At 61.9% G+C, this 23,435-nt stretch carries 29 protein-coding genes; 17 read left to right on the top strand and 12 right to left on the bottom strand.

From position 1 onward, the window contains the following. Window positions 1-8: 8 nt before the first annotated feature. Window positions 9-806: a tRNA (guanosine(37)-N1)-methyltransferase TrmD gene (trmD, locus tag C6W91_RS12960; protein WP_065271571.1), complete on the bottom strand. Its 798-nt coding sequence runs from the start codon at window positions 804-806 to the stop codon at window positions 9-11. A 55-nt stretch (window positions 807-861) separates the two neighbouring features. On the opposite strand from trmD, the gene C6W91_RS12955 reads away from it, so the two are divergent. Next, a complete protein-coding gene (locus C6W91_RS12955) occupies window positions 862-1,917 on the top strand; it encodes a phosphotransferase family protein (RefSeq protein WP_082996038.1) in 1,056 nt (351 codons plus the stop codon). Between the two features lie 31 nt (window positions 1,918-1,948). Here C6W91_RS12955 and rimM read toward each other — a convergent pair whose 3' ends face one another. From rimM to ffh, 7 genes are all read right to left on the bottom strand, one after another. Beyond that, a complete protein-coding gene (gene rimM, locus C6W91_RS12950) occupies window positions 1,949-2,452 on the bottom strand; it encodes a ribosome maturation factor RimM (protein WP_065271570.1) in 504 nt (167 codons plus the stop codon). Between the two features lie 129 nt (window positions 2,453-2,581). Then, entirely contained in the window at window positions 2,582-3,238 is a 657-nt protein-coding gene (bluB, locus tag C6W91_RS12945) for a 5,6-dimethylbenzimidazole synthase (RefSeq protein ID WP_065271569.1), read from the bottom strand. Window positions 3,239-3,242: 4 nt separating this feature from the next. Further along, a complete protein-coding gene (gene rpsP, locus C6W91_RS12940; protein WP_065271568.1) occupies window positions 3,243-3,620 on the bottom strand; it encodes a 30S ribosomal protein S16 in 378 nt (125 codons plus the stop codon). 58 nt (window positions 3,621-3,678) lie between these two features. Further along, entirely contained in the window at window positions 3,679-3,978 is a 300-nt protein-coding gene (locus C6W91_RS12935) for a chorismate mutase (RefSeq protein WP_065271567.1), read from the bottom strand. A 1-nt stretch (window position 3,979) separates the two neighbouring features. Then, the gene (locus tag C6W91_RS12930; RefSeq protein ID WP_065271566.1) at window positions 3,980-4,582 is read right to left on the bottom strand and encodes a GNAT family N-acetyltransferase; all 603 of its coding nucleotides are present in this window, start codon (window positions 4,580-4,582) and stop codon (window positions 3,980-3,982) included. Then, on the bottom strand, window positions 4,582-5,127 hold the full coding sequence (locus C6W91_RS12925; protein ID WP_065271565.1) for a GNAT family N-acetyltransferase: 546 nt from the start codon (window positions 5,125-5,127) through the stop codon (window positions 4,582-4,584). The genes C6W91_RS12930 and C6W91_RS12925 overlap by 1 nt, the downstream gene beginning before the upstream one ends. Window positions 5,128-5,133: 6 nt before the next feature. Then, window positions 5,134-6,672, bottom strand: a complete 1,539-nt coding sequence (ffh, locus tag C6W91_RS12920) for a signal recognition particle protein (protein WP_274839985.1) — start codon at window positions 6,670-6,672, stop codon at window positions 5,134-5,136. Window positions 6,673-6,986: 314 nt separating this feature from the next. On the opposite strand from ffh, the gene C6W91_RS12915 reads away from it, so the two are divergent. Then, a complete protein-coding gene (locus tag C6W91_RS12915) occupies window positions 6,987-7,526 on the top strand; it encodes a prolyl-tRNA synthetase associated domain-containing protein (protein WP_274839984.1) in 540 nt (179 codons plus the stop codon). 49 nt (window positions 7,527-7,575) lie between these two features. Next, the gene (rpiB, locus tag C6W91_RS12910) at window positions 7,576-8,025 is read left to right on the top strand and encodes a ribose 5-phosphate isomerase B (RefSeq protein WP_065271563.1); all 450 of its coding nucleotides are present in this window, start codon (window positions 7,576-7,578) and stop codon (window positions 8,023-8,025) included. Between the two features lie 98 nt (window positions 8,026-8,123). Here rpiB and C6W91_RS12905 read toward each other — a convergent pair whose 3' ends face one another. After that, window positions 8,124-8,705, bottom strand: a complete 582-nt coding sequence (locus tag C6W91_RS12905; protein WP_065271562.1) for an FMN-dependent NADH-azoreductase — start codon at window positions 8,703-8,705, stop codon at window positions 8,124-8,126. A gap of 130 nt (window positions 8,706-8,835) precedes the next feature. Here C6W91_RS12905 and C6W91_RS12900 point away from each other — a divergent pair, with 130 nt between their 5' ends. Continuing rightward, window positions 8,836-9,714 carry a LysR family transcriptional regulator gene (locus C6W91_RS12900; protein WP_065271561.1) on the top strand — a complete coding sequence of 293 codons (879 nt, stop codon included), beginning with the start codon at window positions 8,836-8,838 and terminating at the stop codon, window positions 9,712-9,714. Beyond that, a complete protein-coding gene (locus C6W91_RS12895; protein WP_274839983.1) occupies window positions 9,702-10,613 on the top strand; it encodes a DMT family transporter in 912 nt (303 codons plus the stop codon). The genes C6W91_RS12900 and C6W91_RS12895 overlap by 13 nt, the downstream gene beginning before the upstream one ends. A gap of 18 nt (window positions 10,614-10,631) precedes the next feature. On the opposite strand, the gene C6W91_RS12890 is transcribed toward C6W91_RS12895, so the two are convergent. After that, complete coding sequence (locus tag C6W91_RS12890; RefSeq protein WP_065271560.1) at window positions 10,632-10,982, bottom strand: helix-turn-helix transcriptional regulator; 351 nt, start codon at window positions 10,980-10,982, stop codon at window positions 10,632-10,634. Between the two features lie 275 nt (window positions 10,983-11,257). Between C6W91_RS12890 and C6W91_RS12885 the strand changes: the two genes are divergently transcribed. The 7 genes from C6W91_RS12885 to C6W91_RS12855 all read left to right on the top strand — a co-directional run bounded on the left by C6W91_RS12885 (window position 11,258) and on the right by C6W91_RS12855 (window position 14,949). After that, window positions 11,258-11,602, top strand: coding sequence for an AtpZ/AtpI family protein (locus tag C6W91_RS12885; protein ID WP_197492345.1), 345 nt, complete (start codon window positions 11,258-11,260; stop codon window positions 11,600-11,602). 40 nt (window positions 11,603-11,642) lie between these two features. Beyond that, window positions 11,643-12,446 carry a F0F1 ATP synthase subunit A gene (locus C6W91_RS12880; RefSeq protein WP_065271559.1) on the top strand — a complete coding sequence of 268 codons (804 nt, stop codon included), beginning with the start codon at window positions 11,643-11,645 and terminating at the stop codon, window positions 12,444-12,446. Between the two features lie 83 nt (window positions 12,447-12,529). Beyond that, on the top strand, window positions 12,530-12,766 hold the full coding sequence (locus tag C6W91_RS12875) for a F0F1 ATP synthase subunit C (RefSeq protein WP_008205040.1): 237 nt from the start codon (window positions 12,530-12,532) through the stop codon (window positions 12,764-12,766). 85 nt (window positions 12,767-12,851) lie between these two features. Next, window positions 12,852-13,400 carry a F0F1 ATP synthase subunit B' gene (locus tag C6W91_RS12870; protein WP_065271558.1) on the top strand — a complete coding sequence of 183 codons (549 nt, stop codon included), beginning with the start codon at window positions 12,852-12,854 and terminating at the stop codon, window positions 13,398-13,400. A 4-nt stretch (window positions 13,401-13,404) separates the two neighbouring features. Next, window positions 13,405-13,965 carry a F0F1 ATP synthase subunit B gene (locus C6W91_RS12865; RefSeq protein WP_065271557.1) on the top strand — a complete coding sequence of 187 codons (561 nt, stop codon included), beginning with the start codon at window positions 13,405-13,407 and terminating at the stop codon, window positions 13,963-13,965. 211 nt (window positions 13,966-14,176) lie between these two features. Then, on the top strand, window positions 14,177-14,383 hold the full coding sequence (locus C6W91_RS12860; RefSeq protein WP_065271556.1) for a hypothetical protein: 207 nt from the start codon (window positions 14,177-14,179) through the stop codon (window positions 14,381-14,383). Between the two features lie 191 nt (window positions 14,384-14,574). Continuing rightward, window positions 14,575-14,949 carry a CZB domain-containing protein gene (locus tag C6W91_RS12855; protein WP_065271555.1) on the top strand — a complete coding sequence of 125 codons (375 nt, stop codon included), beginning with the start codon at window positions 14,575-14,577 and terminating at the stop codon, window positions 14,947-14,949. Between the two features lie 53 nt (window positions 14,950-15,002). Here the strand turns inward: C6W91_RS12855 and C6W91_RS12850 are convergent, their stop codons facing one another. Further along, window positions 15,003-15,773 carry a FadR/GntR family transcriptional regulator gene (locus C6W91_RS12850; protein ID WP_065271554.1) on the bottom strand — a complete coding sequence of 257 codons (771 nt, stop codon included), beginning with the start codon at window positions 15,771-15,773 and terminating at the stop codon, window positions 15,003-15,005. Window positions 15,774-15,978: 205 nt separating this feature from the next. Between C6W91_RS12850 and C6W91_RS12845 the strand changes: the two genes are divergently transcribed. From C6W91_RS12845 to C6W91_RS12825, 5 genes are all read left to right on the top strand, one after another. Continuing rightward, window positions 15,979-17,238: a PLP-dependent aminotransferase family protein gene (locus C6W91_RS12845; RefSeq protein WP_065271553.1), complete on the top strand. Its 1,260-nt coding sequence runs from the start codon at window positions 15,979-15,981 to the stop codon at window positions 17,236-17,238. Between the two features lie 51 nt (window positions 17,239-17,289). Beyond that, on the top strand, window positions 17,290-17,577 hold the full coding sequence (locus tag C6W91_RS12840; RefSeq protein WP_065271552.1) for a hypothetical protein: 288 nt from the start codon (window positions 17,290-17,292) through the stop codon (window positions 17,575-17,577). A gap of 166 nt (window positions 17,578-17,743) precedes the next feature. Next, window positions 17,744-21,199 carry a chromosome segregation SMC family protein gene (locus tag C6W91_RS12835; RefSeq protein ID WP_065271551.1) on the top strand — a complete coding sequence of 1,152 codons (3,456 nt, stop codon included), beginning with the start codon at window positions 17,744-17,746 and terminating at the stop codon, window positions 21,197-21,199. Between the two features lie 105 nt (window positions 21,200-21,304). Continuing rightward, complete coding sequence (locus C6W91_RS12830; RefSeq protein WP_370570914.1) at window positions 21,305-21,778, top strand: YbjN domain-containing protein; 474 nt, start codon at window positions 21,305-21,307, stop codon at window positions 21,776-21,778. A gap of 78 nt (window positions 21,779-21,856) precedes the next feature. Further along, window positions 21,857-22,234 carry a hypothetical protein gene (locus tag C6W91_RS12825; protein WP_065271549.1) on the top strand — a complete coding sequence of 126 codons (378 nt, stop codon included), beginning with the start codon at window positions 21,857-21,859 and terminating at the stop codon, window positions 22,232-22,234. Here the strand turns inward: C6W91_RS12825 and C6W91_RS12820 are convergent. Further along, window positions 22,231-23,400, bottom strand: a complete 1,170-nt coding sequence (locus C6W91_RS12820; RefSeq protein WP_065271548.1) for a lytic murein transglycosylase — start codon at window positions 23,398-23,400, stop codon at window positions 22,231-22,233. The two genes, C6W91_RS12825 and C6W91_RS12820, sit on opposite strands and share 4 nt — an antisense overlap. Window positions 23,401-23,435 lie beyond the last annotated feature (35 nt).

The following is a 23,435-nucleotide window of genomic DNA, read 5'->3' as shown; positions in this document are numbered from 1 at the left end:
CCCCCGGATCAGTCCTGCTTGGTCTCGCAATAGGCGTCCCACAGGTCCGGGCGGCGCGCCTTGGTGATCTCTTCGCTCATCTGGTGACGCCACTCGGCGATCTTGCCGTGGTGGCCGGACATCAGGACCTCGGGGATCTCGCGACCCTTCCATTCGGCGGGGCGGGTGTATTGCGGATGTTCCAGCAGCCCGGAGGAAAAGCTTTCCTCCTCGGTTGAGGCTTGGTTGCCCAGGACGCCGGGGATCAGTCGCACGGTGGCGTCGATCAGGGCCTGCGCCGCGATTTCGCCGCCGGTCATCACGAAATCGCCGAGGCTGACCTCCTGAATGCCATAGTGTTCCAGCACGCGTTCATCGACGCCTTCGAACCGCCCGCACAGCAGGGTCATGCCGTCGCAACGCGCGAGGTTCTGCATCATCTTCTGATCCATGCGCCGCCCGCGCGGCGACAGGTAGATCAGCGGCCAGTTGCCCTGCACCCCATCCATGGCATGGTCGATCGCCTCGCCCAGCACATCGGGGCGCAGCACCATCCCGGCGCCGCCGCCTGCGGGGGTATCATCCACGTTGCGATGCTTGCCGACGCCGAACTGGCGCAGGTCGATGGTCTCCATCTGCCACAGCCCTTCCTGCAGGGCCTTGCCGGTCAGGCTTTCGCCCAGCACACCGGGAAAGGCGGTGGGAAACAGGGTCATGATCTTGACCTTCCACACCCCGGCCAAATCCGGAGTCGGTGTCATCAGTTCACGCGGTTTCAGCGTTGGGCGGATCGCCTTGCGGCCATGGGATTTTGTCGGGTTGCTCATATCCCGTTGTTTAGTTGAAACTGGGCCGGTCGCAACAGAAAGCTTTGCCCCTGCCATGCCCGATGAAATGATGAACCGGCTGCCTGCCTTCCACCAGAAGCCATCCGTGGCAGAGGTGGAGCAGCGTGCGATGGCCCTTTGGCCGGGGATTGCCGCAGACGCGGGCCTGCCGCCGGATGGGGCCGCTTTCAGCATGATGCAGGTGAATTCGTCCCGGCGGGACAGCCGCGCGGTTCTGGGGATCCGGACGGCTGACGAACGGCGTTTCGTGCTGCGGGCGGATTTTGCTGAGGGCAATCTGGCGGCCTTGCGCGCCCACCACGACCGCCATCGTGCGGCGGCGCAGGCGCTCCGGGAGGTTCTGGGCGTCAATGTGCCGGAGCTGGTCTGGCTGGATCCGGAGCGTCCCATCGCGCTTTTTGAGTTTGCGCCCGGGGAAACCGCCTATCGCGAGTTGTCCTTTGCGGACCACGGTCTGGGCAATAGGGAGGTTCTGCTGCGCCGGATTGGCGGTGCCGTGGCGCAGTTGCATGCGGCCGGAGCGGTGGAGCAGCGCCGGTTTTGGCCAAAACCGCATCTGGCGCGGGTGCAGGGCCGGGCCGCCAAGGTGCGGGCGGGCGATTTGCAGATCCGCAGGTCAAATAGGTTTTTAGGCCTCTGTGCGATGCTGCACCGCTTCGCGCGGGAGGCGCGAGGGCTGCCCTATCAGGCGGCGCTGCAGCATGGGGATCTGCATTTTAGGAACATCCTGATCACCGAGGATCTGGTCTCATTCATCGATTTTTCCAACGCCCGGTTTTCCCTGCCGCATTCGGATATTGCCAATCTCTGGTTGGCGAACTTGCCCGACCATCTGGCCACAGGGGGCGGCGCGCAGGGGAAGGCGGTTGGATTTGGCAGCGTCGCGTGCAGCGACTGGGCCGCCTTTGAGCAAGGCTACGGGCAGGCCGTGACGCAAGATCCGGTTTTCCGGTTCCTGTTTCTGCATCGCCTCTACCGCTCATGGCTGCGCCTGCCCGCGCCGGGCGCAGATCTGCAGGCGCGGGACAGCACCCTTCTGAGCGGGGTGGAGATGGTTTTTGACTGGTTTCAGAAAAACGATCGTGGCTGAAACATAAGGGTCGGGGAGCGTACAGCCCGGCTCAGAACAGCCCTTCGGGTGGGTCGGCGATGATCCGGCCCTGTTCCAGATCCACTGTCGGGACCGCCGCAAGGGTAAAGGGCAGCAGAACCGTGTTCTTCATCCCCGGGCCGTGCAGTTCCAACAGATCGGCAGCGCCGTGGTTCTGTACCGATTTCACCTGCCCCAGCAGGGTGCCGCCGGTATCATAGACATCAAGACCGATCAGGTCGGCATGATAATACTCATCATCCGGCAGGCTTGGCAGGCGATCGCGCGGGGCAAAAAGGCGCAGCCCCTTCAGCGCATCGGCCTGTTCCTTGGTCTCCACCCCGCCAAGGCGCGCAGCAAAGCCGTTTTTGACTACCGATGTCAGTGACACGGTATAGCTCTGGCTGCCGTCCTCGGAACTGAGCGGGCCATACGTCGCAATGTCCTCGGGATTGGCGCAAAAGCTTTTCAGGCGGACTTCGCCTCGTACCCCAAAGGCGCCGGCCACCGCGCCGATGCAAATCAGATCGCTCATGGCTGTATCCTGTGTAACTGTTGATCGCAGACCGGTTTCATCCAACCCTATCTGAGCCATTGGGGTGTTCATGACAAGGCGAAGTTTCGCTGGCCGCCTCCAAGAGGTCGGCAGATGCCGGCTTGGGGATCAGCGGGTTTCGACCGGCAGGCCGTCCCGGCGGCTTTCCCAGCCTTGCTGTTCCAGTTCCGGGGTCTCGTCCTCGGTGACTTCGGGGTGGCCAATGCAGAAATAGCCGATCAGCTGCCAACCTTCCGGGGCCTTCAGATCGCGGTTCAGCTGCTCGGGATCCAGCACCGAGACCCAGCCAAGGCCCAACCCTTCGGCGCGCAGCGACAGCCAGAACAGGGTGATGGCGCAGACCACGGAATAACGCCGCATTTCCGGCATGCTGCCTGCGCCCAGACCGTGCCCCTTGCTGGTGGCATCGTCGCAATAGATCGCCAGTTGCACCGGCGCCTCCTGCATGCCCGAGAGTTTCAGCCCGGCGTAACGTTCGGCTTGTGCGCCAGAGTAGCCTTGCAACGCTTCGGCGTTGGCGGCCTTGAAATTCTCAAGGGCTGCGGCGCGGGCGGTATCGCTTTCGATACGTAGAACGCGCCAGGGTTCGCTGAGCCCCACCGAAGGCGCCAGCAGAAACGCAGAGAGGCAGCGCGCAAGCACTGCCTCGTCCACAGGGTCCCTGCGGAAACGGCGCACATCGCGCCGAAGCCGCATCAACCGGTCCAATTCGCTGCGAAAGCCCTCAGGGAAGGCGCCCTGATCACGGGTCTTTCGCAGCGTCATGGTCTTATTCCGCGTCTGCGGGTGCTTCAGCGGCTTCAGCAGCTTCGGCGGCCTTGGCGGCTTTCTCTTCAGCGCGCTCCTGAGCTTTCTTGCCGGGAACAGCTTTCTTGGGGTTGTTGCGTTCGGTTTTGGCGCGCACACCGGCGGCTTCCAGCATCCGGGCGATACGGTCGGTGGGCTGGGCGCCCTTGTCGAGCCATGCCTGAACGCGCTCCATGTCCATTTTCACGCGCTCTTCGCTGTCTTTCGGCAGCAGCGGGTTGTAGGTGCCGAGCTTCTCGATGAAGCGACCGTCACGGGGCATGCGGCTGTCAGCAGCCACGATGCGGTAGAAGGGACGCTTTTTAGAGCCGCCGCGGGCCAGACGAATTTTCATTGCCATGGTTTCATTCTCCTTTGATGGCGTTGAACGGGATTTCCGGTTGTCGGATCAATCCCGCTTATTCTTGGTGTTTCTTATGGTGGCGAATGACCTCATCAATGATGAAGTTCAGGAACGCCTTGGCAAATTCAGGGTCGAGGTCCGCCTGAGTTGCCAGGTCTTCAAGCCGTGCGATCTGCTTTGCCTCGCGGGCCGGATCGGACGGGGGAAGGTCGTGTTCGGCTTTCAGCTTGCCCACTGCCTGGGTGTGCTTGAAGCGCTCGCCGAGGGTATAGACAAGGATCGCGTCCAGCCGGTCGATGCTTTCGCGGTGCCCTTTCAGGATTTCGGCGGCGCGTGCAACAGGATCATTGCTCATGTCAGTCAATGGCCCATCCTTTCGGTTTGAACAGCGGGTCGGCGTAGTGGCTGATTTCCATCTCGATGCCATGGGCAATCTGGCTGCCCTTCAGCACCTCGGGCGAGGGATGCCGGTAGACCGCGTCGCTGCCGTCGATGGTCTCGGCATCATTGTCCTTCTTGGCGCCAAGGCGTTCGGCCAGGCGGATGGAATCGAGGTTCTTGGGGTCGATGTAGCTGACCGCCCCATCCCAGCCCAAGGTGTCGTAGAAATATCTCCGCGCGGCGCTGGTCGCCTCCAGCGCGTAGCCCTTTCCAGCCTTTTCAGGCCAGATGATCCAGGCGATTTCACGCTCGGGCCAGCCTGCGGGTTTCCAGCCGCCCGCCATGCCGTAGGTCTCGTCCGTGACCTTGTCGTGGATCATCCACATGCCAAAGCCGCGGATCTGCCAGTGGCCGATTTCAGCGGCATACAGCATCCAGGATTCATACGGGTTCAGCGGCCCGCCCATGAAACGCGCGCGATAAGACGAAAATGTCGCCTTAAAGTTCGGATAATCCTCGGGCTCGGGGCCGCGCAGGATCAAACGCTTGGTTTCAATGGTCGGGATGGTGGCTGGCATCAGGCATAAGCCTCCATGCCGCCGTCGGTGACCTCTGCCGGGGACAGGTGACGCCAAAGCTCCAGCGTGCCAAGGCGCGGATGGGTGTAATCACCATCGCGGCGCGCACCCAGGCGTTTTGCCACCGCGCGCGAGGCGTGGTTTTCCGGGTTCACCAGGCTGATCACGGTGTCCCACCCCAGAACGTCATAAGCAAAAGAGCGCGCAGCTGTTGCCGCCTCGGTGGCGTAGCCTTTGCCGCCGAAACCTTCGAACAGGTCCCAGCCGATTTCCGGCTCGGGCCAGCCATGCGGGTTCCACAGGCCAATGTTGCCCGCAACCTTGCCGGTGGATTTTTCATCCACCATCCAGCGGCCGTAGCCCAGCATGTGCCAGTGACCGATCTCGCAGGCGAGGTGGCGCCAGACCTGCTCGGGCTTCATCTGGCCGCCGACGTAGGTGGCGCGTTCGGACGCATAGAATTCGCACATCACGTCGAAGTCCGACAGTTCCGGCGCGCGCAGGATCAGGCGTTCGGTTTCGATGGTGGGAATAGTCACGGTCATGAGCTGTTACTTCTTCTTGCCAAAACCGGAGAGACCACCGGGCAGTCCGCCCATGCCGCCAAGACCTGGCAGACCGCCGGGCAGGCCACCCTTGCCGCCCATCGCCTTGGCTGCGGCTTCCAGCGCCTTGGGGTCCATCTGGCTGGGATCCATGCCGCCGGGCAGACCACCTGCCATATCGGGCATACCGCCGCCTTTGCCAAACATGCCCTTCATGGCCTGTTTCAGCATCTTGCCTTTGCCCATCTTGCCCATCTTCTTCATCACATCCGCCATTTGGCGGTGCATCTTCAGAAGCTTGTTGAGGTCGGAGACCTCCATGCCGGAGCCGGCCGCGATGCGTTTCTTGCGCGAGGCCTGCAACAAGGCAGGGTTGGCACGTTCTTTCTTGGTCATCGACTGGATCATGGCGATCTGGCGCTTCAGCACCTTGTCGTCCATGCCGGAATCCTCGACCTGTTTGGCCATCTTTGCCATGCCGGGCATCATCTGCATCATGCCCTGCATGCCGCCCATCTGGAGCATCTGTTCCAGCTGCATCTTCAGGTCATTCATATTGAAATGACCCTTCATCATGCGCTTCATCATACGCTCGGCCTGTTCGGCCTCGATGGTTTCCTGGGCCTTTTCTACCAGCGCAACGATGTCGCCCATGCCCAAAATCCGGCCCGCGATCCGGTCCGGCTCAAAGGTCTCGATGGCGTCCATCTTTTCGCCCAGGCCGACAAAGCGGATCGGCTTGCCGGTGACGGCGCGCATAGAAAGTGCCGCACCGCCGCGCCCGTCGCCGTCCATCCGGGTGAGGACCACGCCGGAGATGCCGATCTTGGCGTCGAACTCCTCGGCGACCTCGACCGCGACCTGACCGGTCAGACCATCGACCACCAGCAGGGTTTCGCGCGGGGAAACCACATCGCGCACGTCCTCGACTTCCTGCATGAGGACTTCGTCGATCTGCAGACGACCGGCGGTGTCGAGCATGTAGACGTCATAGCCGCCCAAGGCCGCCTGCTGCTTGGCACGTTTGGCGATGTCGACGGGTTTCTGGCCCTTGACGATGGGAAGGGTGTCGACGCCGATCTGGGTGCCAAGGACGGCCAGCTGATCCATCGCCGCCGGGCGATAGACGTCAAGCGAGGCCATCAGGACCTTCTTGCCCTCTTTTTCCTTCAGCCGCTTGGCCAGCTTACCGGTGGTGGTGGTCTTACCCGAGCCCTGCAGGCCGACCATCAGGATCGGCGCGGGTGGGTTGTCGATCTTCAACTCGCCCGGATCGCCTTCACCGCGCAGGGTGTCCACAAGGGCGTCGTGCACGATCTTGACGACCTGCTGGCCCGGCGTCACTGATTTGGTCACGGCCTGACCGGTCGCCTGTTCCTGCACCTTTTTGACGAAATCGCGCGCCACGGGCAGCGAAACGTCGGCCTCCAGCAGGGCAACACGCACTTCGCGCAGGGCGGTCTTGACGTCTTCCTCGGACAGGGCGCCCTGTTTCGTCAGCCGGTCGAAAACACCGGAAAGGCGTTCGGATAGATTTTCAAACATGCCTTGCGGCCTCCTGAGCCGGTTACGGTTTCCTGCCCCCGTATGTAGGGACCATGACGCCCATGCACAAATGCCCCCACGGGCGTAACACGCTGGTGGAGGGCGATCCCCGGCGAATGCACGGGGACCGGAAGACTCGGGCGATCTTCCGGAAAGTTGGCTGTCGATACGCCGGATGGGGGCAGGAGTCAACCGCGCGGACCAGAGCAGACCGGTGCAGAGCGCGCCTGCGATGGGGCCGCATTGTGCCTGCGGCCGATTTGCGGCAATAGAGGTGCCAACTGGACAGTTCAGATAGAGCGGAATGCGAGCCTATGGAAGCGAAAGTGGACGCCACAGTCGATCAACATGATGACATGCCTGTTTCCTCGGACGCGCTCTTGGCGCGGCTGGAGGATTGGGGGCTGACCTACAGGCTGCATGAACATGTGCCGCTGCGCACCGTGGAAGAGGCCAAGACGGTCGAGGCCGACATGGCCGAGCCGGGTGTCTCGGCGCTGAAGATCAAGAACCTCTATTTGCGTGACCGCAAGAAGCGGAATTATCTGATCTCGGTCGAGCAGGACCGCGAGGTTGACCTCAAGGCACTGGGCAAGGAGATCGGCGCGCCCGGGCTCAGCTTTGGATCGGCAGACCGGTTGATGGAGCATCTGGGCATCCGGCCCGGCGCTGTCAGCCCGCTGGCGATGATCACCGGCGTCGAAAAGAACGTGACATTCTATCTGGATCGCGCCGCGCAGGACGTGGATGTGATCAACATGCATCCGCTGGTCAACGACCGCACCGTGGTCATGCCGCGCGGCGATCTTCTGGCATTCTTCGACCGCATCGGGGTTGCGGTAAACTGGATCTGAGGCACAGCCGCCGTCTGATCCGCAACATCATCAAGGGAACACCTTTATCATGGCAGACACCAAACGTATCGTTCTTTCCAGCGATCATGCCGCGATCGACATGCGGCAGGCCATCGCCAAGCATATCGAGGCACAGGGCTGGGAGGTGGTTGACATCGGCCCGACCACGCCGGAAAGCACTCATTACCCCAAGCACGGCGAAGCAGCGGCGCAGAAAGTGGCTTCGGGCGATTGCGACCTGGGCATCATCCTTTGTGGCACCGGGCAGGGCATCATGATGGCCGCGAACAAAGTCAAAGGCATCCGCTGCGGCGTTTGCTCTGACCCGTTTTCGGCCCGGATGATCCGCGAACACAACGATGCCAATATCCTGTCGATCGGTGCCCGCGTGGTGGGTGAAGGTCTGGCGCTGGAGATCGCTGACGCTTTTCTGTCTGCCGAATTCGAAGGTGGCCGCCACGCAACACGCGTCGACATGATCAAAGAGATCGAGGCCTGATCGCCCGGCCTGTTGCCATTCAGGCAGCATTTTAAACGCAAAGAGCCCCCGATGCGGGGGCTCTTTTGTTTTTTGTGTGTCCCGAGAAGGGCCGGGGATCAGGCCGCCAGCGACTCGATCTGGGTGTTGGCGCGCGCCAGGGCTGCATCCGCATCGACGGCCAGCGTGTCAGCTGCCACGATTTCGACGTCGGTGATGCCCATGAAGCCCAGCATGTAGCGCAGGTACCCGGAGGCAAAGTCGATGGAGGAGCCAATTTCGGTGCCGCCAGAGGCGAGGGCGATGATCGCGCGCTTGCCCTCCAGCAGGCCAACCGGGCCTTGATCGGTGTATTTGAAGGTCACGCCGACGCGGGCAACCAGATCGATCCAGGCCTTGAGGCTGGAGGCAACGGCAAAGTTGTAGATCGGCGCGCCGATGACCAGTGTGTCAGCGGCTTTCAGTTCTTCCACCAAGGCATCGGACTGGGCCAGAAGCTGTTTCTGCTCGTCGCTGCGCTGATCGGCCGGTGTGAAGTTGGCGTTGATCCAGTCCTCGCTCAGCATCGGCAGCGGCGTGGCCAGATCGCGGCGGACAACTGTGTCTGCTGCCAGGCGGTCAACGATCTTGGCGCTGAGGTCACGGGACACCGAACCTTCGCGGCGGGCCGAGGAGTCGATATGCAATACGGTCTTGGTCATTGTCTTTTTCCTGTTCACGAGTGAAGCTCTGCTATTGAGATGTACGATTGCAAAACTGAACACAATCGCTGATAAATCACAGCTCGTGTGCGTGCGTGCGCAGCTGGGTAATTTGCAGACGGAGACCGGAATGGAAAACTGGGATGAGGTGCGTACGGCCTATCAGGTGGCTCGCATGGGAACGGTCAGCGGCGCGGCAGAGGTTCTGGGGGTCCACCACGCCACGGTCATCCGCCATATCGACGCAATCGAAGCCCGGATGGGGGTGAAACTGTTCCAGCGTCACGCGCGCGGCTATACCCCGACCGAAGCGGGGCAGGATCTGCTGCGGGTGGCGCAGACCACGGATGATCAGTTCAGCCAGCTGGCTGGGCGGCTCAAAGGGCAGGGGGATGAAGTCACGGGTGAACTGGTGGTGACCTCTCTGTCGTCCCTGTCGCATCTTCTGGTGCCGGTGCTGACCGAGTTCCAGCAGATGCATCCTGGATTGATCATCCGCTATCTGACCGGTGAGCGCCTGTTTCGGCTGGAGTATGGTGAGGCGCATGTGGCGCTGCGGGCAGGCAATGCCCCCGATCAGCCCGACAACGTGGTACAACCCTTCCTGAGTCAGCGAGTGGGGCTGTTCGCCACCCAGAGTTACGTGGACAAGCACGGCATGCTGAACGGTGTCGAGGATCTGCCGAACCACCGTTTCGTCGGCAGCGACAACGCAGACAGCCGGGCGCCCTTTAACAGGTGGCTGCGGGATCACACTACGCCCGAGACGATCATGTTCCGCTGCACGGACGGTGTCGCGATGCAGGAGGCCATTCTGGCCGATGCCGGGATCGGTTTCATGTCCCTGTGGGAAGCCGCCCGGCACAGCAATCTGGTGCCGATGATGGAGCCGTTGAAGGAGTGGGAAGGCAGCCTGTGGCTGGTCACCCATGTCGATCTGCACCGCACCAACAAGGTGCAGAGCTTCCTGAAGTTCCTGAAGGAAAGGTCGAAAGAATGGGTGGCCTGACCCCGGCGCTGCGCGGCCACATCGCCATGCTTGTGTTTTCGGCTCTGGTGGCGGGGTCTTTCTCGCTTGGGGTCATGGTTGCCAATGAAATCGCCCCGGCGGCGCTCAATGCGGCGCGGTTTGCCCTTGCGGCGGTGCTGATCGGCGCTGTGGCGCTCGGCACGCGGAAGTTCCGCGCCAGCCATTTTCGCGCTCCCTGGCGGTTTCTGGTGCTGGGCGGACTGTTCGCGGCCTATTTTGTGCTGATGTTCTATGGGCTGAAGACAGCGGATCCGGTCAGCGCCTCAGCGGTCTTTACCCTGACCCCGGTGATGAGCGGTCTCTTCGGCTGGATCCTGCTGCGGCAGGTGACAACGCCGCGTATGGCGCTGGCGCTGGCCATCGGAGCCACTGGCGCGCTCTGGGTCATCTTCCGCGCCGATTGGTCCGCCTTCACCGCCTTTGAGATCGGCCAGGGAGAGATGATCTATTTCATCGGCTGTGTCTCGCACGCGGTCTATACCCCCATGGTGCGCAAGCTGAACCGGGGCGAGCCTGCGGTGGTCTTTACCTTCGGGATGCTGATCGCTGGCGGGGTGATCCTGACCGTCTTTGGCTGGAACGATATCCGCAGCACGGATTGGATGAACCTGCCGGGCATTGTCTGGATCGGACTTTTCTATCTGGCGATCTTTGCCAGCGCGACGACCTTTGTCCTGCTGCAATACGCAACCCTGCACCTGCCCTCGGCCAAGGTCATGGCTTATACTTATCTGACGCCCAGCTGGGTGATTGTCTGGGAAATTGCGTTGGGGCGTCCGGTGCCATCTGGGCTGTTGCTGGTAGGGATCGCTCTGACGGTCATCGCGCTGGTGCTGTTGCTGGAAGATGACGCGAAACCGGCCCGCGCCCCGACCTGAGGGGCGGGCCCGATGGGATTATTCGCTGGCCTCTGCCGTATCGCTGCCGAGTTCGGTGGCGAGAAACCGTTCAAAGGCATCAAGGTTCACCGGCTCGAACTGGCCAAAACCCTGCATCCAGACCGAGGCGCTGCGCAGGGCGTCAGGTTGCAGCTTGCACCATTTCACCCGGCCGCGTTTTTCCTGCGCGATGAGCCCGGCCCGGGTCAGAATGGTCAGGTGCTTGGAAATCGCAGCCAAAGACATCTCGAAAGGATCGGCCACATCAGTGACGGCCATGTCGTCTTCGAGCAACATGGTCAGGATCGCCCGCCGGGTGGGATCGGCGAGAGCGGCAAAGACGGTATCGAGATCGGCGCGGTTAGTCACCCTTTGGCGTTAGACGCAGCGCGCCCACCGGTCAAGGCCCAGCATGCTCTGTCGTATAGCGCGCTTAGGCGCTGTTTTCTTACTTAACCGAAAAGTTGAATAAGGGTTTTTACCCGGAATCGACGCATCTGGCCTCCTGTTCGACAAACCCGGCGATGGCGATGGTTTGGAATGTGGTTTAATTTCAATGCGGTAGACTGCTTGTCGCAGCCCTATCTGGGCAATTGACTCTGAGCCCCGCACCCCTTAGCACCCTCTTCAGAATTCACGTGAGGATGGCGCCCGTGACAGATGACGACCAAAAGCAGCGCATGGCGCAGCTGGAGGCAAAGCTGGCGGAGGCGCGTAAGGCCCAGGAGCCCAAGCCGCGCGTGGATGAACACTACTCTCTGGCCAATCAGGCCTGGCGGATGGTGATCGAATTGGTAGCCGGTCTCGGGATCGGCTTTGGCATCGGATACGGGCTGGACCACCTGTTTGGAACCCTGCCCATCTTCATGGTGCTGTTCATAATGCTGGGGCTTGCCGCCGGGGTGAAGACGATGCTTCGCACGGCGCAGGAGATCCAGAACGAGAAACTGGCCGAAGAGGCCGACAAAAATGCGCAAGACCGGGGCTGACCCCAAGGGGGAAGGCACTGGCGACAGGAGACACGGACAGATGGGCAAGATTTTCTTTTACGCGGCACTGGCGCTGGCCCTTGTAGCAGGGGTTGTGTTTGCACCCGAGCATGCCGCCCTGGCGATCCACCCGATGGATCAGTTCATCGTGACCCCGCTGTTCGGCGGTGACCACATTTCCTGGTACACCCCCACCAACGTGACCCTGTGGATGGGCCTCGCAGTCGTCGCAGTCTTCGCGCTGCTGGTTCTGGGCTCTTCGCGCCGCGCCATCGTGCCGAGCCGCGCCCAGTCGGTTGCGGAACTGGCCTACGGCTTCATCTACAAGATGGTTGAAGACGTTGCAGGCAAGGACGGTGTGAAGTTCTTCCCCTACATCATGACCCTGTTCATGTTCATCGTGATGGCGAACTTCCTGGGTCTGCTGCCTATGTCCTTCACCACCACCTCCCACATCGCCGTGACCGCGGTTCTGGCTGCGCTGGTGTTCTTCACCGTGACCATCGTCGGTTTCGTCAAGAACGGCGCCGGTTTCCTGGGCCTGTTCTGGGTGTCGAGCGCGCCGCTGCCGCTGCGCCCCATCCTGGCCATCATCGAACTTATTTCCTACTTCGTTCGCCCCGTCAGCCACTCCATTCGTCTTGCGGGTAACGTCATGGCTGGCCACGCGGTTCTGAAGGTGTTCGCAGGTTTTGCCGCTGCTCTGGGCGCATTCAGCTTCCTGCCGATCTTTGCCATCACCGCAGTTTACGCTCTCGAAGTTCTTGTGGCCTTCATCCAGGCCTACGTCTTTACCATCCTGACTTGCGTGTACCTCAAGGACGCACTGCACCCGAGCCACTAAGGCAGGATCGTTCCCTCATCCGGGTGAGCTGTCCGGCTCACCCGAGACCCTAAATCACCAATTCCATCGTAAGGAGAAAACCCATGGAAGGCGATATCGCACAACTCGGTCAGTTCATCGGCGCAGGCCTGGCAGCAATCGGTTCCGGCGCAGCCGCAATCGGTGTGGGCCACGTAGCCGGCAACTTCCTGGCAGGCGCTCTGCGCAACCCGTCGGCAGCCGCCGGCCAGACCGCAACTCTCTTCATCGGCATCGCCTTTGCAGAAGCTCTGGGCATCTTCTCGTTCCTGGTCGCTCTGCTGCTGATGTTCGCTGTCTAAGACCTCAGGAACCTCAATCCTTACGGCCGGGCAGTGCGGATCATCGCGCTGCCCGGTGTAACGGCAAGTTCCCAAGGAGAACGACATGGCATCAAATACGCAAGAGGCAGCACACGGCGCGGCGGACGCAGCGCACGGGTCTGCACCGGGCATGCCGCAACTGGATTTCTCGACCTTCGGAAACCAGATCTTCTGGCTCGCCGTTGCGCTGGTCGTGATCTACCTCATTCTGTCGCGCGTGGCTCTGCCCCGCATTGCGGCGGTACTGGCGGAACGCCAGGGAACGATCACCAATGACCTCGCCGCGGCTGAAGATCTGAAAGCCAAAGCGGTCGAGGCCGAAAACGCATATAACAAGGCTCTGGCCGACGCACGCGCCGAGGCGCAGCGCATCGCCGCAGAGACCCGCGCGGAAATTCAGGCTGATCTGAACGATGCAATCGCCAAGGCGGATGCACAGATCGCCGAGAAGGCCGCCGAGTCCGAAAAGGCCATCGCAGAGATCAAAGCCGGCGCGCTGGAAAGCGTGAAGGTTGTGGCGACCGACACCGCAGAGGCGCTGGTTGCAGCCCTGGGCGGCAAGGCGGACGCGAAAGCGGTATCGGCTGCGGTCGATGAACGGATGAAAGGATAAGGACATGCGCACAGTTCTGGCAATTGCCCTGACCCTTGGCGCCACTTCCCCGGCCTTTGCCGCAAGTGGTCCGTTCCTGTCCATGAGCAACACCAACTTTGTTGTTCTGATCGCGTTCCTTCTGTTCGTCGGCATTCTGCTGTTCGTGAAGGTGCCGAGCCTGCTGGGCAGCCAGCTGGATTCGCGCGCCGAAGGTATCCAGAAAGAGCTGGACGAAGCCCGCGCCCTGCGGGAAGAAGCCCAGACCATCCTGGCCTCCTACGAGCGTAAGCAGCAGGAAGTCCAGGCGCAGGCTGACCGCATCGTTGCGGCCGCCCGCGAGGACGCCGTCAAAGCCGCAGATGAAGCAAAATCCGATCTGGAAACCTCGATTGCACGCCGTCTGGCTGCAGCCGAAGAGCAGATCGCTTCTGCCGAAGCATCGGCTGTGAAGGAAGTGCGTGATCAGGCCATTTCCATCGCGGTTGCAGCTGCGGATCAGGTTATCGCCAAGCAGATGACTGCAACCGAGGCGAACAAGCTGATCGACGCGGCCATCGCGGATGTGGACGCCAAACTGCACTGATCCAAAGTCAGTTTAAAACCTTAGAAAACCCGGGCGATAACGCCCGGGTTTTTGCGTTTCCGGGGTCTTCTGCGGGTCGGGACCGTTTCCCATCCTTTTGGATAGGAGGGCTAACCCGTCAGCATCGCTGACTGTTCTCCTGCCGTGCTGCGGCGCGCAGGCCTGTCGGGTATGGTGGATTAAGCAACGTTCAAAGGAACCGGAGGACGCTATGACGCCGCAGCAAAGCCGCCTGAAGACATTTCACCCGATGGGACCGTCGGGTGCGTTTGAACCGCTGGCAATCGCCGTGGCGCTGGAAACCGCAGGTGCAAGCATCATCGACACGCAATGCCTTGGCGCCTTGGGACCGGTTCGCAAACGGCTGGCAGAGACCGATCCGTCGCGTGGCTTCCTGATGGATTTTGCAGCCGCCTGAAGAAAGTTAAAACGGGTTGCAACGCGCCCCTTCTCCCGCCCGGATGGACGTCCCTGTGCTCTCTCCACAGGTGGCGCCACCGGGCCGGTAGTATTTCCCGGATCGGCAGCCCGGCGGCGTTAACCATCATTTACGTATGCTCGGTTATGGTTTTATGGTTGTTATGAGTAGCAGTTTTGAAAGGTGTCCGGATGGACAAGGTAGATCTGGACCGGCAGATTAAAGACGCGGTCGGCGCGCATGGATGCTGGAAACTACAGCTGAAAGAGGCCGTTGCGACCGGGAAGCTGCCTTGGTCGGCAGAGCAGATTTCCCAGGACGACCAATGCACTTTTGGAAAATGGCTGGTAAAGCTGCGTCAGGATCCCGAAATCGGTGACTCTCCGTACTTTCGGGCTGTAGCGCAGGCGCATAGTCGTTTTCATCAGGCGGCGGGTCATATCGCGACCTGTGTGGAAAAGAACCGGCGGGATGCGGCGGCAGAGCTGCTGAGCAGTGGCGATTTTCAGAAGATCGCGGATCGGCTTGGCAAGGCGATCATCGACTGGCGGAAAAGCCTGCACTAGGCGCAGATGGCTGTGTCGCGTGGGCGCAGTCATCCAAAGTCCGCCCGTCTGGGTCAGGATTTGCTTTTTTCGTGTTCCAGCCGCTGCCGGGCAACATCGGCGTTCCGCTCGGCGCGCTGGTGGTCCATCAGGGCCTGTTTCACATAATCCAGATGCCGTTCCACGGCTGCGCGCGCTGCCGCGGGATCACGCGCCTGCAATGCGGCATTGATGGCTTCGTGTTGCTCCAGGATCGCCTCATACGAGGTATACTGCTGAAACATGACCTTGCGATTGTAGAACACCCCTTCGCGCAGAAGATCGATCATCGACCGCATCATATGCAGCATCACCACGTTGTGGCTGGCATCCATGATCGCGGAATGAAACTGCGCATCCAGCTTTGCCGCTTCTTCGGATTCGGCGGGGTTTCCAGCGGCTTTCATCTTGTCAAAGATGGTCTGGATCACTTTCAGATCATCGTCTGACCCCAGCCGCGCTGCGCGTTCGGCGGCCAGACCTTCCATGTCGCGGCGGAAGGACAGGTAATCGAACAGCGCCTCATCATGGCTGGAAAACAGCTGCACCAGCGCGGGGGAAAAGGCCGAGCCCAGAACATCGCCGACAAAAACACCGGATCCTGCTTTCGAGGTCAGAAGCCCGCGTTCCTGCAGCTCGCCGATGGCTTCGCGTAGCGAGGGGCGTGATACGCCCAGACGTTCCGCTAGTTCCCGCTCGGCCGGCAGGCGCTCACCAGGCGACAGGATACCTCGCAGAATCAGCTGCTCGATCTGGCGCACGACCGAGGTCGAGAGTTTTTCCGGCTGAACTTTCTGAAACGGCATCGGAGCCTCGGGATCTGTGTATTGCAGGACGGGAGTGGTTTTCCCGAATTGGTCAAATCATATGACCGCATCTCAGGCAAGACCGCAAGTCATGCGCAAGATCCATAAAATCCCGATCACCTTTTTGAAATAAAAGGTCAGTTATATTGACTTACCTGAAAGAAAGATTGCCAATCGCCCAAAGGCGTGCCGTCAGGAGGGTCTCATGCAGCTGAAAGACATATTTGCCAGTCGTGCGATGCGGATGAAGGCGTCGGAAATCCGCGAGTTGCTGAAACTTCTGGATCAGCCGGGCATTCTGTCCTTTGCAGGTGGCATTCCCGACCCGAACCTGTTCCCGGCCGAGGCTTTTGCCGAAGCGTTCCAAGGCGCCTTGTCCGGCGGACAGCAAGCACAGTCCCTGCAATATTCGGTCAGCGAAGGATACCTGCCGCTGAAAGAATGGATCGTTGGCCAGATGGCGCGCATGGGCGTTGACTGTGATCCGGACAACATCCTGATCACCTCAGGCTCGCAGCAGGGGCTTGATTACCTTGGCAAACTGTTCCTGTCGCCAGGGGACACCGCGCTCGTGACGGCGCCGACCTATTTGGGGGCGCTGGCGGCCTTCAACGCCTATGAACCGCGCTATGATCAGCTGAACCTTTCCGGGAACCGTACTGCACAAAGCTATCGCGATGGCGCCGCACAGAATGGTGGGGCGGTCAAATTCGCCTATTTGTCAGCGGATTTTGCCAACCCGACTGGGGAGACCGTCGGTCAGGCCGACCGGGAACGTCTGCTGGATCTCGCCGAAGACCTGCAATGCGCCATCGTCGAAGACGGTGCCTATCAGGACCTGCGCTATGACGGCGATCCGGTGCCGCCCATTCTGGCGCTTGAGCTGGCGAAGAAGGGAACGCTGGACAACTGCCGCACAATCTACTGCGGCACCTTTTCCAAGACCCTGTCGCCCGGGCTTCGCGTTGGCTGGATCGTCGCGGCCCGGCCGGTGATTGCACAGATGGTGCTGATCAAACAGGCGGCGGATTTGCACTCACCAACCCTGAACCAGATGGCGGTAAACACCGTCGCACGACAGCAGTTCGACAGCCATGTGGAAAAGGTCCGCGCCGCTTACAAGGCGCGCCGGGATGCCATGCTGCGCGCGCTGAAGCAGCACATGCCGCCGGGCGTGGATTGGACCCGCCCCGAAGGCGGGATGTTCATCTGGATTACTCTGCCTGCGGGGCTGGACGGGGCACAACTTCTGGCGCGCTCGCTGGACAGCGTGAAGGTGGCCTTTGTGCCCGGTCAGGCCTTTTTTGCCGATGGCGGTGGCCCCAACACGATCCGGCTCAGCTACTCGGTGCTGGATGAGGCGGCGATTGAAGAGGGGATCGCTCGTCTGGCCCGTCTGATCGCAGAGACTCTGGCAGAGCAGGACGCTGTGTCGCCTCGGCAGGTCAGCGCAGAGGTGGTATAATCTCCTCCGAGGCTCTCCTATCGAGGGCGAGGAAGCAACCGTGAGGCGGCCATGCGTGTACTGAGTCTTCTGTGCGTTCTGCTGGTGGCGGGCTGTGATACCCCGAGTGCGCATTTCCGGGGTATTGCGCCTGCGCGGATTACGGTTGAGGGCAGCGCCTTTGATATCCGTCAGCGCGGAACTCTGGTCGAGGCGGTGCGCATCAACCCGCAATATGCGCCCCGGCTGGGACCACTGCGGCACCGGGCCAGACGGGCAATGGCGGCCTCGACCGGCTGCCGTGTCCTCTGGGTCAGCGGTGATCAGGCGGTGCTTGTCGGGCGTTTGTCCTGCCCGTAAAAGGCCAGTTCCGGAAATTTTTCCCGCTGAGGCTGTATTTCTCGGGATTATCCACAAGATATAGTGGCCAAAGCAGGTAGGCTTGCCCGATTTGGGGGCTGTGGCGTTGACTCAAGACCCGCGAACCTGCTGAGGTTCACTATCACGGAATCACTCAGGGGCGGCTTTGCGCTTTTCCAAACTCAGGCTCAATGGCTTCAAAAGCTTTGTCGATCCGACCGATCTGATCATCGCGGATGGGCTGACCGGCGTTGTCGGGCCGAATGGCTGTGGCAAGTCGAACCTTTTGGAGGCGCTGCGCTGGGTGATGGGCGAAACCCGCGCCCGGGCCATGCGTGGCGGCGGTATGGAGGACGTGATCTTTGCCGGGACGACCTCCCGTTCGGCGCGCAATTTCGCCGAGGTCAGCCTGCAGATCGACAACAGCGACCGGCTGGCACCCTCGGGGTTCAACGACAGCGATCAGCTGGAAATCGTGCGCCGGATCACCCGCGATGTAGGCAGCGCCTATAAATCCAACGGCAAGGATGTGCGCGCGCGGGACGTGCAGATGCTGTTTGCCGATGCCTCGACCGGGGCGCATTCGCCTGCGCTGGTGCGGCAGGGGCAGATTTCCGAACTGATCAATGCCAAACCCAAGGCGCGCCGCCGTATTCTGGAAGAGGCGGCCGGCATCTCGGGCCTTTATCAGCGTCGCCACGAGGCAGAACTGAAGCTGAAGAATACCGAACAGAACCTGCTGCGCGTCGATGATGTGATCGAACAGCTGGCGGCGCAGCTTTCGCAGCTGGCGCGCCAGGCGAAACAGGCGCAGCGCTATCGTGATATCGGGGAGAAACTGCGCCTCGCCGAGGGCATGCTGCTGTACCGCCGCTGGCGTGAGGCAGACGACGCCCGCGCTGCAGCCGAGGAAGAGCTGAGTACCCGCGTCACCAAGGCGGCCAAGGCCGAGGCGCTGAGCCGCGCAGCGGGCGCCAAGCGGGCCGAGGATGAGGCCGCCCTGCCGCCCCTGCGCGAAGAGGAAGCCATCGCGGCGGCAATCCTGCAGCGGCTGATGGTGCAGCGCGATGCGCTCAGCGATCAGGACGCGCAGGCACGCCAGGCCATTGAGCGGCTGACCTCCCGTATTCAGCAGCTCGGCAACGATATCGAGCGCGAGACCGGGCTGAACCGGGATGCGGGCGAAACCATCGAACGGCTGGATTGGGAACAGAGGGAACTGGCCAAGGCCAGCGAAGGCCACGAGGATCGTCTGGCCGAGGCCTCTGATCTGGCGCGCGATGCCGGGCAGATCCTTGAGGCCCGTGAGGACCACCTGTCGCAGGTGACCGAGGATGTTGCCCGTCTTGTGGCCCGTCACCAATCGGCGCGCCGTCTGGTCGAGGATTGCCAGCGCGCGCTGCAACGGGCCACGGATGAAGGCGAAAAATCCCGTGGCGCCCAGGCAGAGGCCGAAGAGGCACTGGAACAAGCAACCGAACGGTTCGAAGAGGCTGTCACTGCCGAGGAAGACGCCCGCGAGGCCGCCGAAGCCGCCGAAGAGGCGCTCGCTGCTGCGGATGAAATGCGCGCGGACACGCAGGAACGCGAGACCGAGGCGCGCGCGCAGCGATCTGAGGCCGAGGGTGAGCTTGGCACCCTGCGGGCCGAGGTCACGGCACTGGCGAAACTGGTGGAACGGGACACCGCTGAAGGCGGCCAGATCCTGGATGAGCTGAGCGTGGCCCCGGGTTATGAAAAGGCGCTTGGCGCGGCGCTCGCCGATGATTTGCGCGCGCCGATGGCCGACGTGGACGGGCCGACCGGCTGGGTCACACTGGCGGGATATGATCGCGATGTGCCTTTGCCTGATGGGGTTGAGCCGCTGGCGAAATATGTGTCTGGCCCGGTGGCGCTGGGGCGGCGGATCGGACAGATCGGATTGGTAGATGGCGACGCCGCGCGCGATCTGCAGTCGCAGCTGCAACCGGGGCAACGTCTGGTAACGCTGGAGGGCGATCTGTGGCGCTGGGATGGCTATCGGTCCTGGGCCGAGGATGCGCCAAGCGCCGCCGCCCTGCGGCTGGAACAGCTGAACCGGCTGGAGGCGCTGAAACAGGATCTGGAACGCGTCGGTGCCCGCGCGGATGGCGCCCGCGCCGCCCATGATGCGCTGCTGCGCAAATTGGAAGAGGTGTCTCAGGCGGATCAGCTGGCTCGCCAGGCCCGCCGCGCCGCCGATCAACGCGTTGCCGATGCCGCCCGGGCGCTGAGCAGGGCGGAGGCTGACCGGAATATGGCCGAGGGCAAGCTGGAAACCCTGGGCATCGCGGTGACCCGGCATGAAGAAGACGCCATGGCCGCCCGCCTGCAATTGACAGATGCCGAGACCGCGCTGGCAGAACTCGGGGATCTGGAGCAGGCCCGCGCCATGGTCGAGGAGATCAAGCAGCAGGTGGAGGCGGCGCGGATTACCATGTTGACCCACCGCTCGGCCCATGATGAGCTGCGCCGCGAAGGCGAAGCACGCACCAAACGGGCGCAGCAGGTCACCAAGGATCTGTCGGGCTGGCGTCACCGACTCGACACTGCCGAGCGCAGGATCGCTGAGTTGGCCGAACGGCGCGAGGCCTCTCAGGAAGAGCTGGAAGACGCCCACGCGGTGCCCGCCGAGATTGCCGAAAAGCGCGAAGAGCTGAACGAGGCCATTGAAGAGGCCGAAGCCCGCAAGGCGGCAGCGACCGATGCGCTGATCGCGGCAGAGGCGGTGCTGCGCGAGACGGTGCAGGCCGAACGCGATTGCGAGCGTCTGGCCTCCGAAGCGCGCGAGGCGCGAGCCAGATCCGAAGCCCGGTTCGAGGCAGCGCGGGAAACCGTGACCCATGCCGCCGAACGGATCGCAGAAGAGCAGAACTGCGCGCCGCAGGCGCTGCTGGAACAGCTTGATACCGACCCCGATCAGATGCCCACGGCCGAGACGCTGGAGGCCGAGGTTTCTCGTCACAAGCGGCAGCGCGATGCGCTGGGCGCGGTGAACCTGCGGGCCGAGGAAGACGCCCGGGAGATCCAGACCGAACATGACGAGCTGGTGTCGGAAAAGCAGGATCTGGAAGAGGCCGTGCGGACCCTGCGCAGTGGCATCGCCAGCCTCAACCGCGAAGGGCGCGAACGGCTGCTGACCGCGTTTGAGCAGGTCAACGCCAGTTTCGCGATGCTGTTCACCCATCTGTTCGGCGGCGGCGAGGCCAACCTCGTAATGGTCGAAAGCGACGATCCGCTGGATGCGGGACTTGAGATCATGTGCCAGCCGCCGGGCAAGAAACTGTCGACCCTGTCGCTGCTCTCCGGTGGTGAGCAGACCCTGACGGCGATGGCGCTGATCTTTGCCGTCTTCCTGTCGAACCCGGCGCCGATCTGTGTGCTGGACGAGGTCGACGCGCCGCTGGATGATGCCAATGTGACCCGGTTCTGCGATCTTCTGGACGAGATGTGCCGCCAGACTGATACCCGGTTCCTGATCATCACCCACCACGCGGTCACCATGGCCCGCATGGACCGGCTGTTCGGGGTGACGATGCAGGAAAAAGGCGTCAGCCAGCTGGTTTCTGTCGATCTGAAAAAGGCAGAAGCGCTGGTCGCCTGATCCGCGGTCTCAGCAGTGCGGCTTTAGGTTGGGGCGCGGGCGACTTCCTTGTGTGGCCGAGACGTCCTGCTTAGGATCGGTACAAGTGTTTTCAGGAGACCTAGTATGTACCCTTCACGATGCCTCGCCATCCTCACGGCCGCTGCGCTGACTCTGCCCATTGCAGCACAGGCCGAACCCGTTTTTGCGACGGATGGCGATAGCCTTTACAGGTTCTTCGAAAATGAAGGGGCAGAGGTCGAAGCGAGAACGGACAATGTTGGCGATCCCAAGCTGCGCGTGACTTATTACGGTAGTGATTTCTCAGTCTATTACTATGGCTGTGACAACAACACCGATTGCAACGCCGTCCAGTTCTTTTCCGGCTACCAGACCGAAGGATCGGTACGGCTGGCAAAGATCAATGAATGGAACACGGAGAACCGGTTTGCACGTGCCTATATCTCGGATGAAGGGTCGGCCCGCATCGAGATGGATATCTATCTGGGCCGGGACGGTGTCAGTGCTGATGACTTTGCCCAGCAGGTGTCACTCTGGGCACGGGCGATGAAAGACTTCGAAACCTTCATCGACTGGTAGGCACGCCCGCGGAACAGGTATTTTCGGCGTCACCGGATCGTGACCTGCGCCCGGCGGCTTTTGCGATATACCGGGGGCATGACACGTGTTTCCCTTATTGCCTGCTCTCTTGCCGCCGCCACGATCTGTCTTGGCGCAGGCCCGGCCGATGCGGAAGACTGGAACCTGAAACCCGCCGACCAGCCCTTTGCTCCGTCTGAGCTCGCGGCGCTGCCTGGGCAGGCCTTTGTGTTCTTTGATGACGGAGAGGCGCGGTTCGGCAAGGATGGTGCCTATTCCTATACCAACTCGGCCGCCAATGGCGGGGCCACCAGCTGGGGCAGCTACCGGATCGCACAAGATGGCAGCGTCTGCATCGATTATGTCGACGGGTTTTCGCGCTGCGATCTCTATGTGCACAGCCATGGCCGGGTGGTGCTGATCAACCAGGCTGGCGACAGGTTTCCTGTGCGTTAGAGCCGGTTTAGCAGGGCCGGAGTGGGCCAGGCGTCAGCGGGCAGGCCAAGGCGTTCTTGCTCTTTTTGTACCGCGATCCGGGTCTTGGCGCCCAGAATGCCGTCGATGTCTCCCACGTCGTGACCGCGCGCCTGCAGTTTCTGTTGCAACTGTTTCATCCCGGCGCCGCTGAGGCCCTGATCGGGGCTTCCGGCGTCATAGATCGCCGCGCCTTCCAGCCGGGTGGCGAAATAGGCGGCGGTCATCACGTAGGTAAAGCTTTGGTTCCATTCGAAATAGACATCGAAATTGGGATAGGCGAGGAAGGCAGGTCCCTTATGGCCCTGCGGGACGATCAGCGAGGCGCGCATGGCTGGATCGGGCAGGCGCCCTTCGCGGGGCACGATGCCCATCCGCTGCCAGTCCGCCACCGACAGCTTGTGCGCAGGTCCGGTGAGCGACAGGTCCAGACCCTTGGGCAGCGTCACCTCCTGAATCCAGGGCTGACCCGGCTGCCAGCCCAGATGCGACAGCATCTTGGCTCCCGACATCAGGGCATCCGGCGCCGAGGTTTTCAGGGTGACATGCCCGTCGCCATCGGCATCAACGCCATTGTCCAGAATATCCCGGGGCAGCATCTGTACCATGCCGATCTCTCCGGCCCAGGCGCCAGTGGTGCGGGCCGGGTCAAAATCGCCGTGCCGGAACAGCTCAAGCGCGGCAAAAATCTGCGGGCGGAACAATTCGGGGCGGCGGCAATCGTGGGACAGGGTAACCAGCGCATTGCGGGTGTTGAAATCGCCCTGAAAGGCGCCAAAGTCCGTTTCAAACGCCCAGAACGCCAATAGCACACCGCGGTTGATGCCGTAGGTGTTTTCGATGCGGCGGAAGGTGCTGTCATGCTTTTTCGACATGGCCCGGCCCCGGTCGATCCGGTTCTGGGAAATCAGTCGCCGCGAAAACTCGATGAAGGGTTTCTGAAACACACCCTGCGCCCGGTCTGCGCGCAGCACCTTGGGGTCCCGTTTGGTGCCTTTGAAGAACGCATTCACGGTGGCAGCATCGTAGCCAGCGGTCACCGCTTCCTGTTTCAGACCCTGTACGAAGTCAGAGAAGCTGCCGCCACATTGGGCGAAGGCGCCGGTGGGCAGCATCGCGGCTGCCAGGGCCAGGATCAGTTTGCGCATGTCTTGGGCGTCCTTTCTAGACCGTGATTGCCCCA

The organism is Phaeobacter sp. SYSU ZJ3003, assembly GCF_041300735.1.
Classification (GTDB): domain Bacteria; phylum Pseudomonadota; class Alphaproteobacteria; order Rhodobacterales; family Rhodobacteraceae; genus Phycobacter; species Phycobacter gallaeciensis_A.
Note: the sequence above shows the minus strand (reverse complement) of the source record. Positions and strands in the feature narration are given on the sequence as shown.

What these genes read in the sequence shown, in the direction of transcription:
- trmD (WP_065271571.1), bottom strand. Translation starts at nt 806, where the DNA reads ATGAGCAACCCGACAAAATCCCATGGCCGCAAGGCGATCCGCCCAACG.
- C6W91_RS12955 (WP_082996038.1), top strand. Translation starts at nt 862, where the DNA reads ATGCCCGATGAAATGATGAACCGGCTGCCTGCCTTCCACCAGAAGCCA.
- rimM (WP_065271570.1), bottom strand. Translation starts at nt 2,452, where the DNA reads ATGAGCGATCTGATTTGCATCGGCGCGGTGGCCGGCGCCTTTGGGGTA.
- bluB (WP_065271569.1), bottom strand. Translation starts at nt 3,238, where the DNA reads ATGACGCTGCGAAAGACCCGTGATCAGGGCGCCTTCCCTGAGGGCTTT.
- rpsP (WP_065271568.1), bottom strand. Translation starts at nt 3,620, where the DNA reads ATGGCAATGAAAATTCGTCTGGCCCGCGGCGGCTCTAAAAAGCGTCCC.
- C6W91_RS12935 (WP_065271567.1), bottom strand. Translation starts at nt 3,978, where the DNA reads ATGAGCAATGATCCTGTTGCACGCGCCGCCGAAATCCTGAAAGGGCAC.
- C6W91_RS12930 (WP_065271566.1), bottom strand. Translation starts at nt 4,582, where the DNA reads ATGCCAGCCACCATCCCGACCATTGAAACCAAGCGTTTGATCCTGCGC.
- C6W91_RS12925 (WP_065271565.1), bottom strand. Translation starts at nt 5,127, where the DNA reads ATGACCGTGACTATTCCCACCATCGAAACCGAACGCCTGATCCTGCGC.
- ffh (WP_274839985.1), bottom strand. Translation starts at nt 6,672, where the DNA reads ATGTTTGAAAATCTATCCGAACGCCTTTCCGGTGTTTTCGACCGGCTG.
- C6W91_RS12915 (WP_274839984.1), top strand. Translation starts at nt 6,987, where the DNA reads ATGGAAGCGAAAGTGGACGCCACAGTCGATCAACATGATGACATGCCT.
- rpiB (WP_065271563.1), top strand. Translation starts at nt 7,576, where the DNA reads ATGGCAGACACCAAACGTATCGTTCTTTCCAGCGATCATGCCGCGATC.
- C6W91_RS12905 (WP_065271562.1), bottom strand. Translation starts at nt 8,705, where the DNA reads ATGACCAAGACCGTATTGCATATCGACTCCTCGGCCCGCCGCGAAGGT.
- C6W91_RS12900 (WP_065271561.1), top strand. Translation starts at nt 8,836, where the DNA reads ATGGAAAACTGGGATGAGGTGCGTACGGCCTATCAGGTGGCTCGCATG.
- C6W91_RS12895 (WP_274839983.1), top strand. Translation starts at nt 9,702, where the DNA reads ATGGGTGGCCTGACCCCGGCGCTGCGCGGCCACATCGCCATGCTTGTG.
- C6W91_RS12885 (WP_197492345.1), top strand. Translation starts at nt 11,258, where the DNA reads ATGGCGCCCGTGACAGATGACGACCAAAAGCAGCGCATGGCGCAGCTG.
- C6W91_RS12880 (WP_065271559.1), top strand. Translation starts at nt 11,643, where the DNA reads ATGGGCAAGATTTTCTTTTACGCGGCACTGGCGCTGGCCCTTGTAGCA.
- C6W91_RS12875 (WP_008205040.1), top strand. Translation starts at nt 12,530, where the DNA reads ATGGAAGGCGATATCGCACAACTCGGTCAGTTCATCGGCGCAGGCCTG.
- C6W91_RS12870 (WP_065271558.1), top strand. Translation starts at nt 12,852, where the DNA reads ATGGCATCAAATACGCAAGAGGCAGCACACGGCGCGGCGGACGCAGCG.
- C6W91_RS12865 (WP_065271557.1), top strand. Translation starts at nt 13,405, where the DNA reads ATGCGCACAGTTCTGGCAATTGCCCTGACCCTTGGCGCCACTTCCCCG.
- C6W91_RS12860 (WP_065271556.1), top strand. Translation starts at nt 14,177, where the DNA reads ATGACGCCGCAGCAAAGCCGCCTGAAGACATTTCACCCGATGGGACCG.
- C6W91_RS12855 (WP_065271555.1), top strand. Translation starts at nt 14,575, where the DNA reads ATGGACAAGGTAGATCTGGACCGGCAGATTAAAGACGCGGTCGGCGCG.
- C6W91_RS12850 (WP_065271554.1), bottom strand. Translation starts at nt 15,773, where the DNA reads ATGCCGTTTCAGAAAGTTCAGCCGGAAAAACTCTCGACCTCGGTCGTG.
- C6W91_RS12845 (WP_065271553.1), top strand. Translation starts at nt 15,979, where the DNA reads ATGCAGCTGAAAGACATATTTGCCAGTCGTGCGATGCGGATGAAGGCG.
- C6W91_RS12840 (WP_065271552.1), top strand. Translation starts at nt 17,290, where the DNA reads ATGCGTGTACTGAGTCTTCTGTGCGTTCTGCTGGTGGCGGGCTGTGAT.
- C6W91_RS12830 (WP_370570914.1), top strand. Translation starts at nt 21,305, where the DNA reads ATGTACCCTTCACGATGCCTCGCCATCCTCACGGCCGCTGCGCTGACT.
- C6W91_RS12825 (WP_065271549.1), top strand. Translation starts at nt 21,857, where the DNA reads ATGACACGTGTTTCCCTTATTGCCTGCTCTCTTGCCGCCGCCACGATC.
- C6W91_RS12820 (WP_065271548.1), bottom strand. Translation starts at nt 23,400, where the DNA reads ATGCGCAAACTGATCCTGGCCCTGGCAGCCGCGATGCTGCCCACCGGC.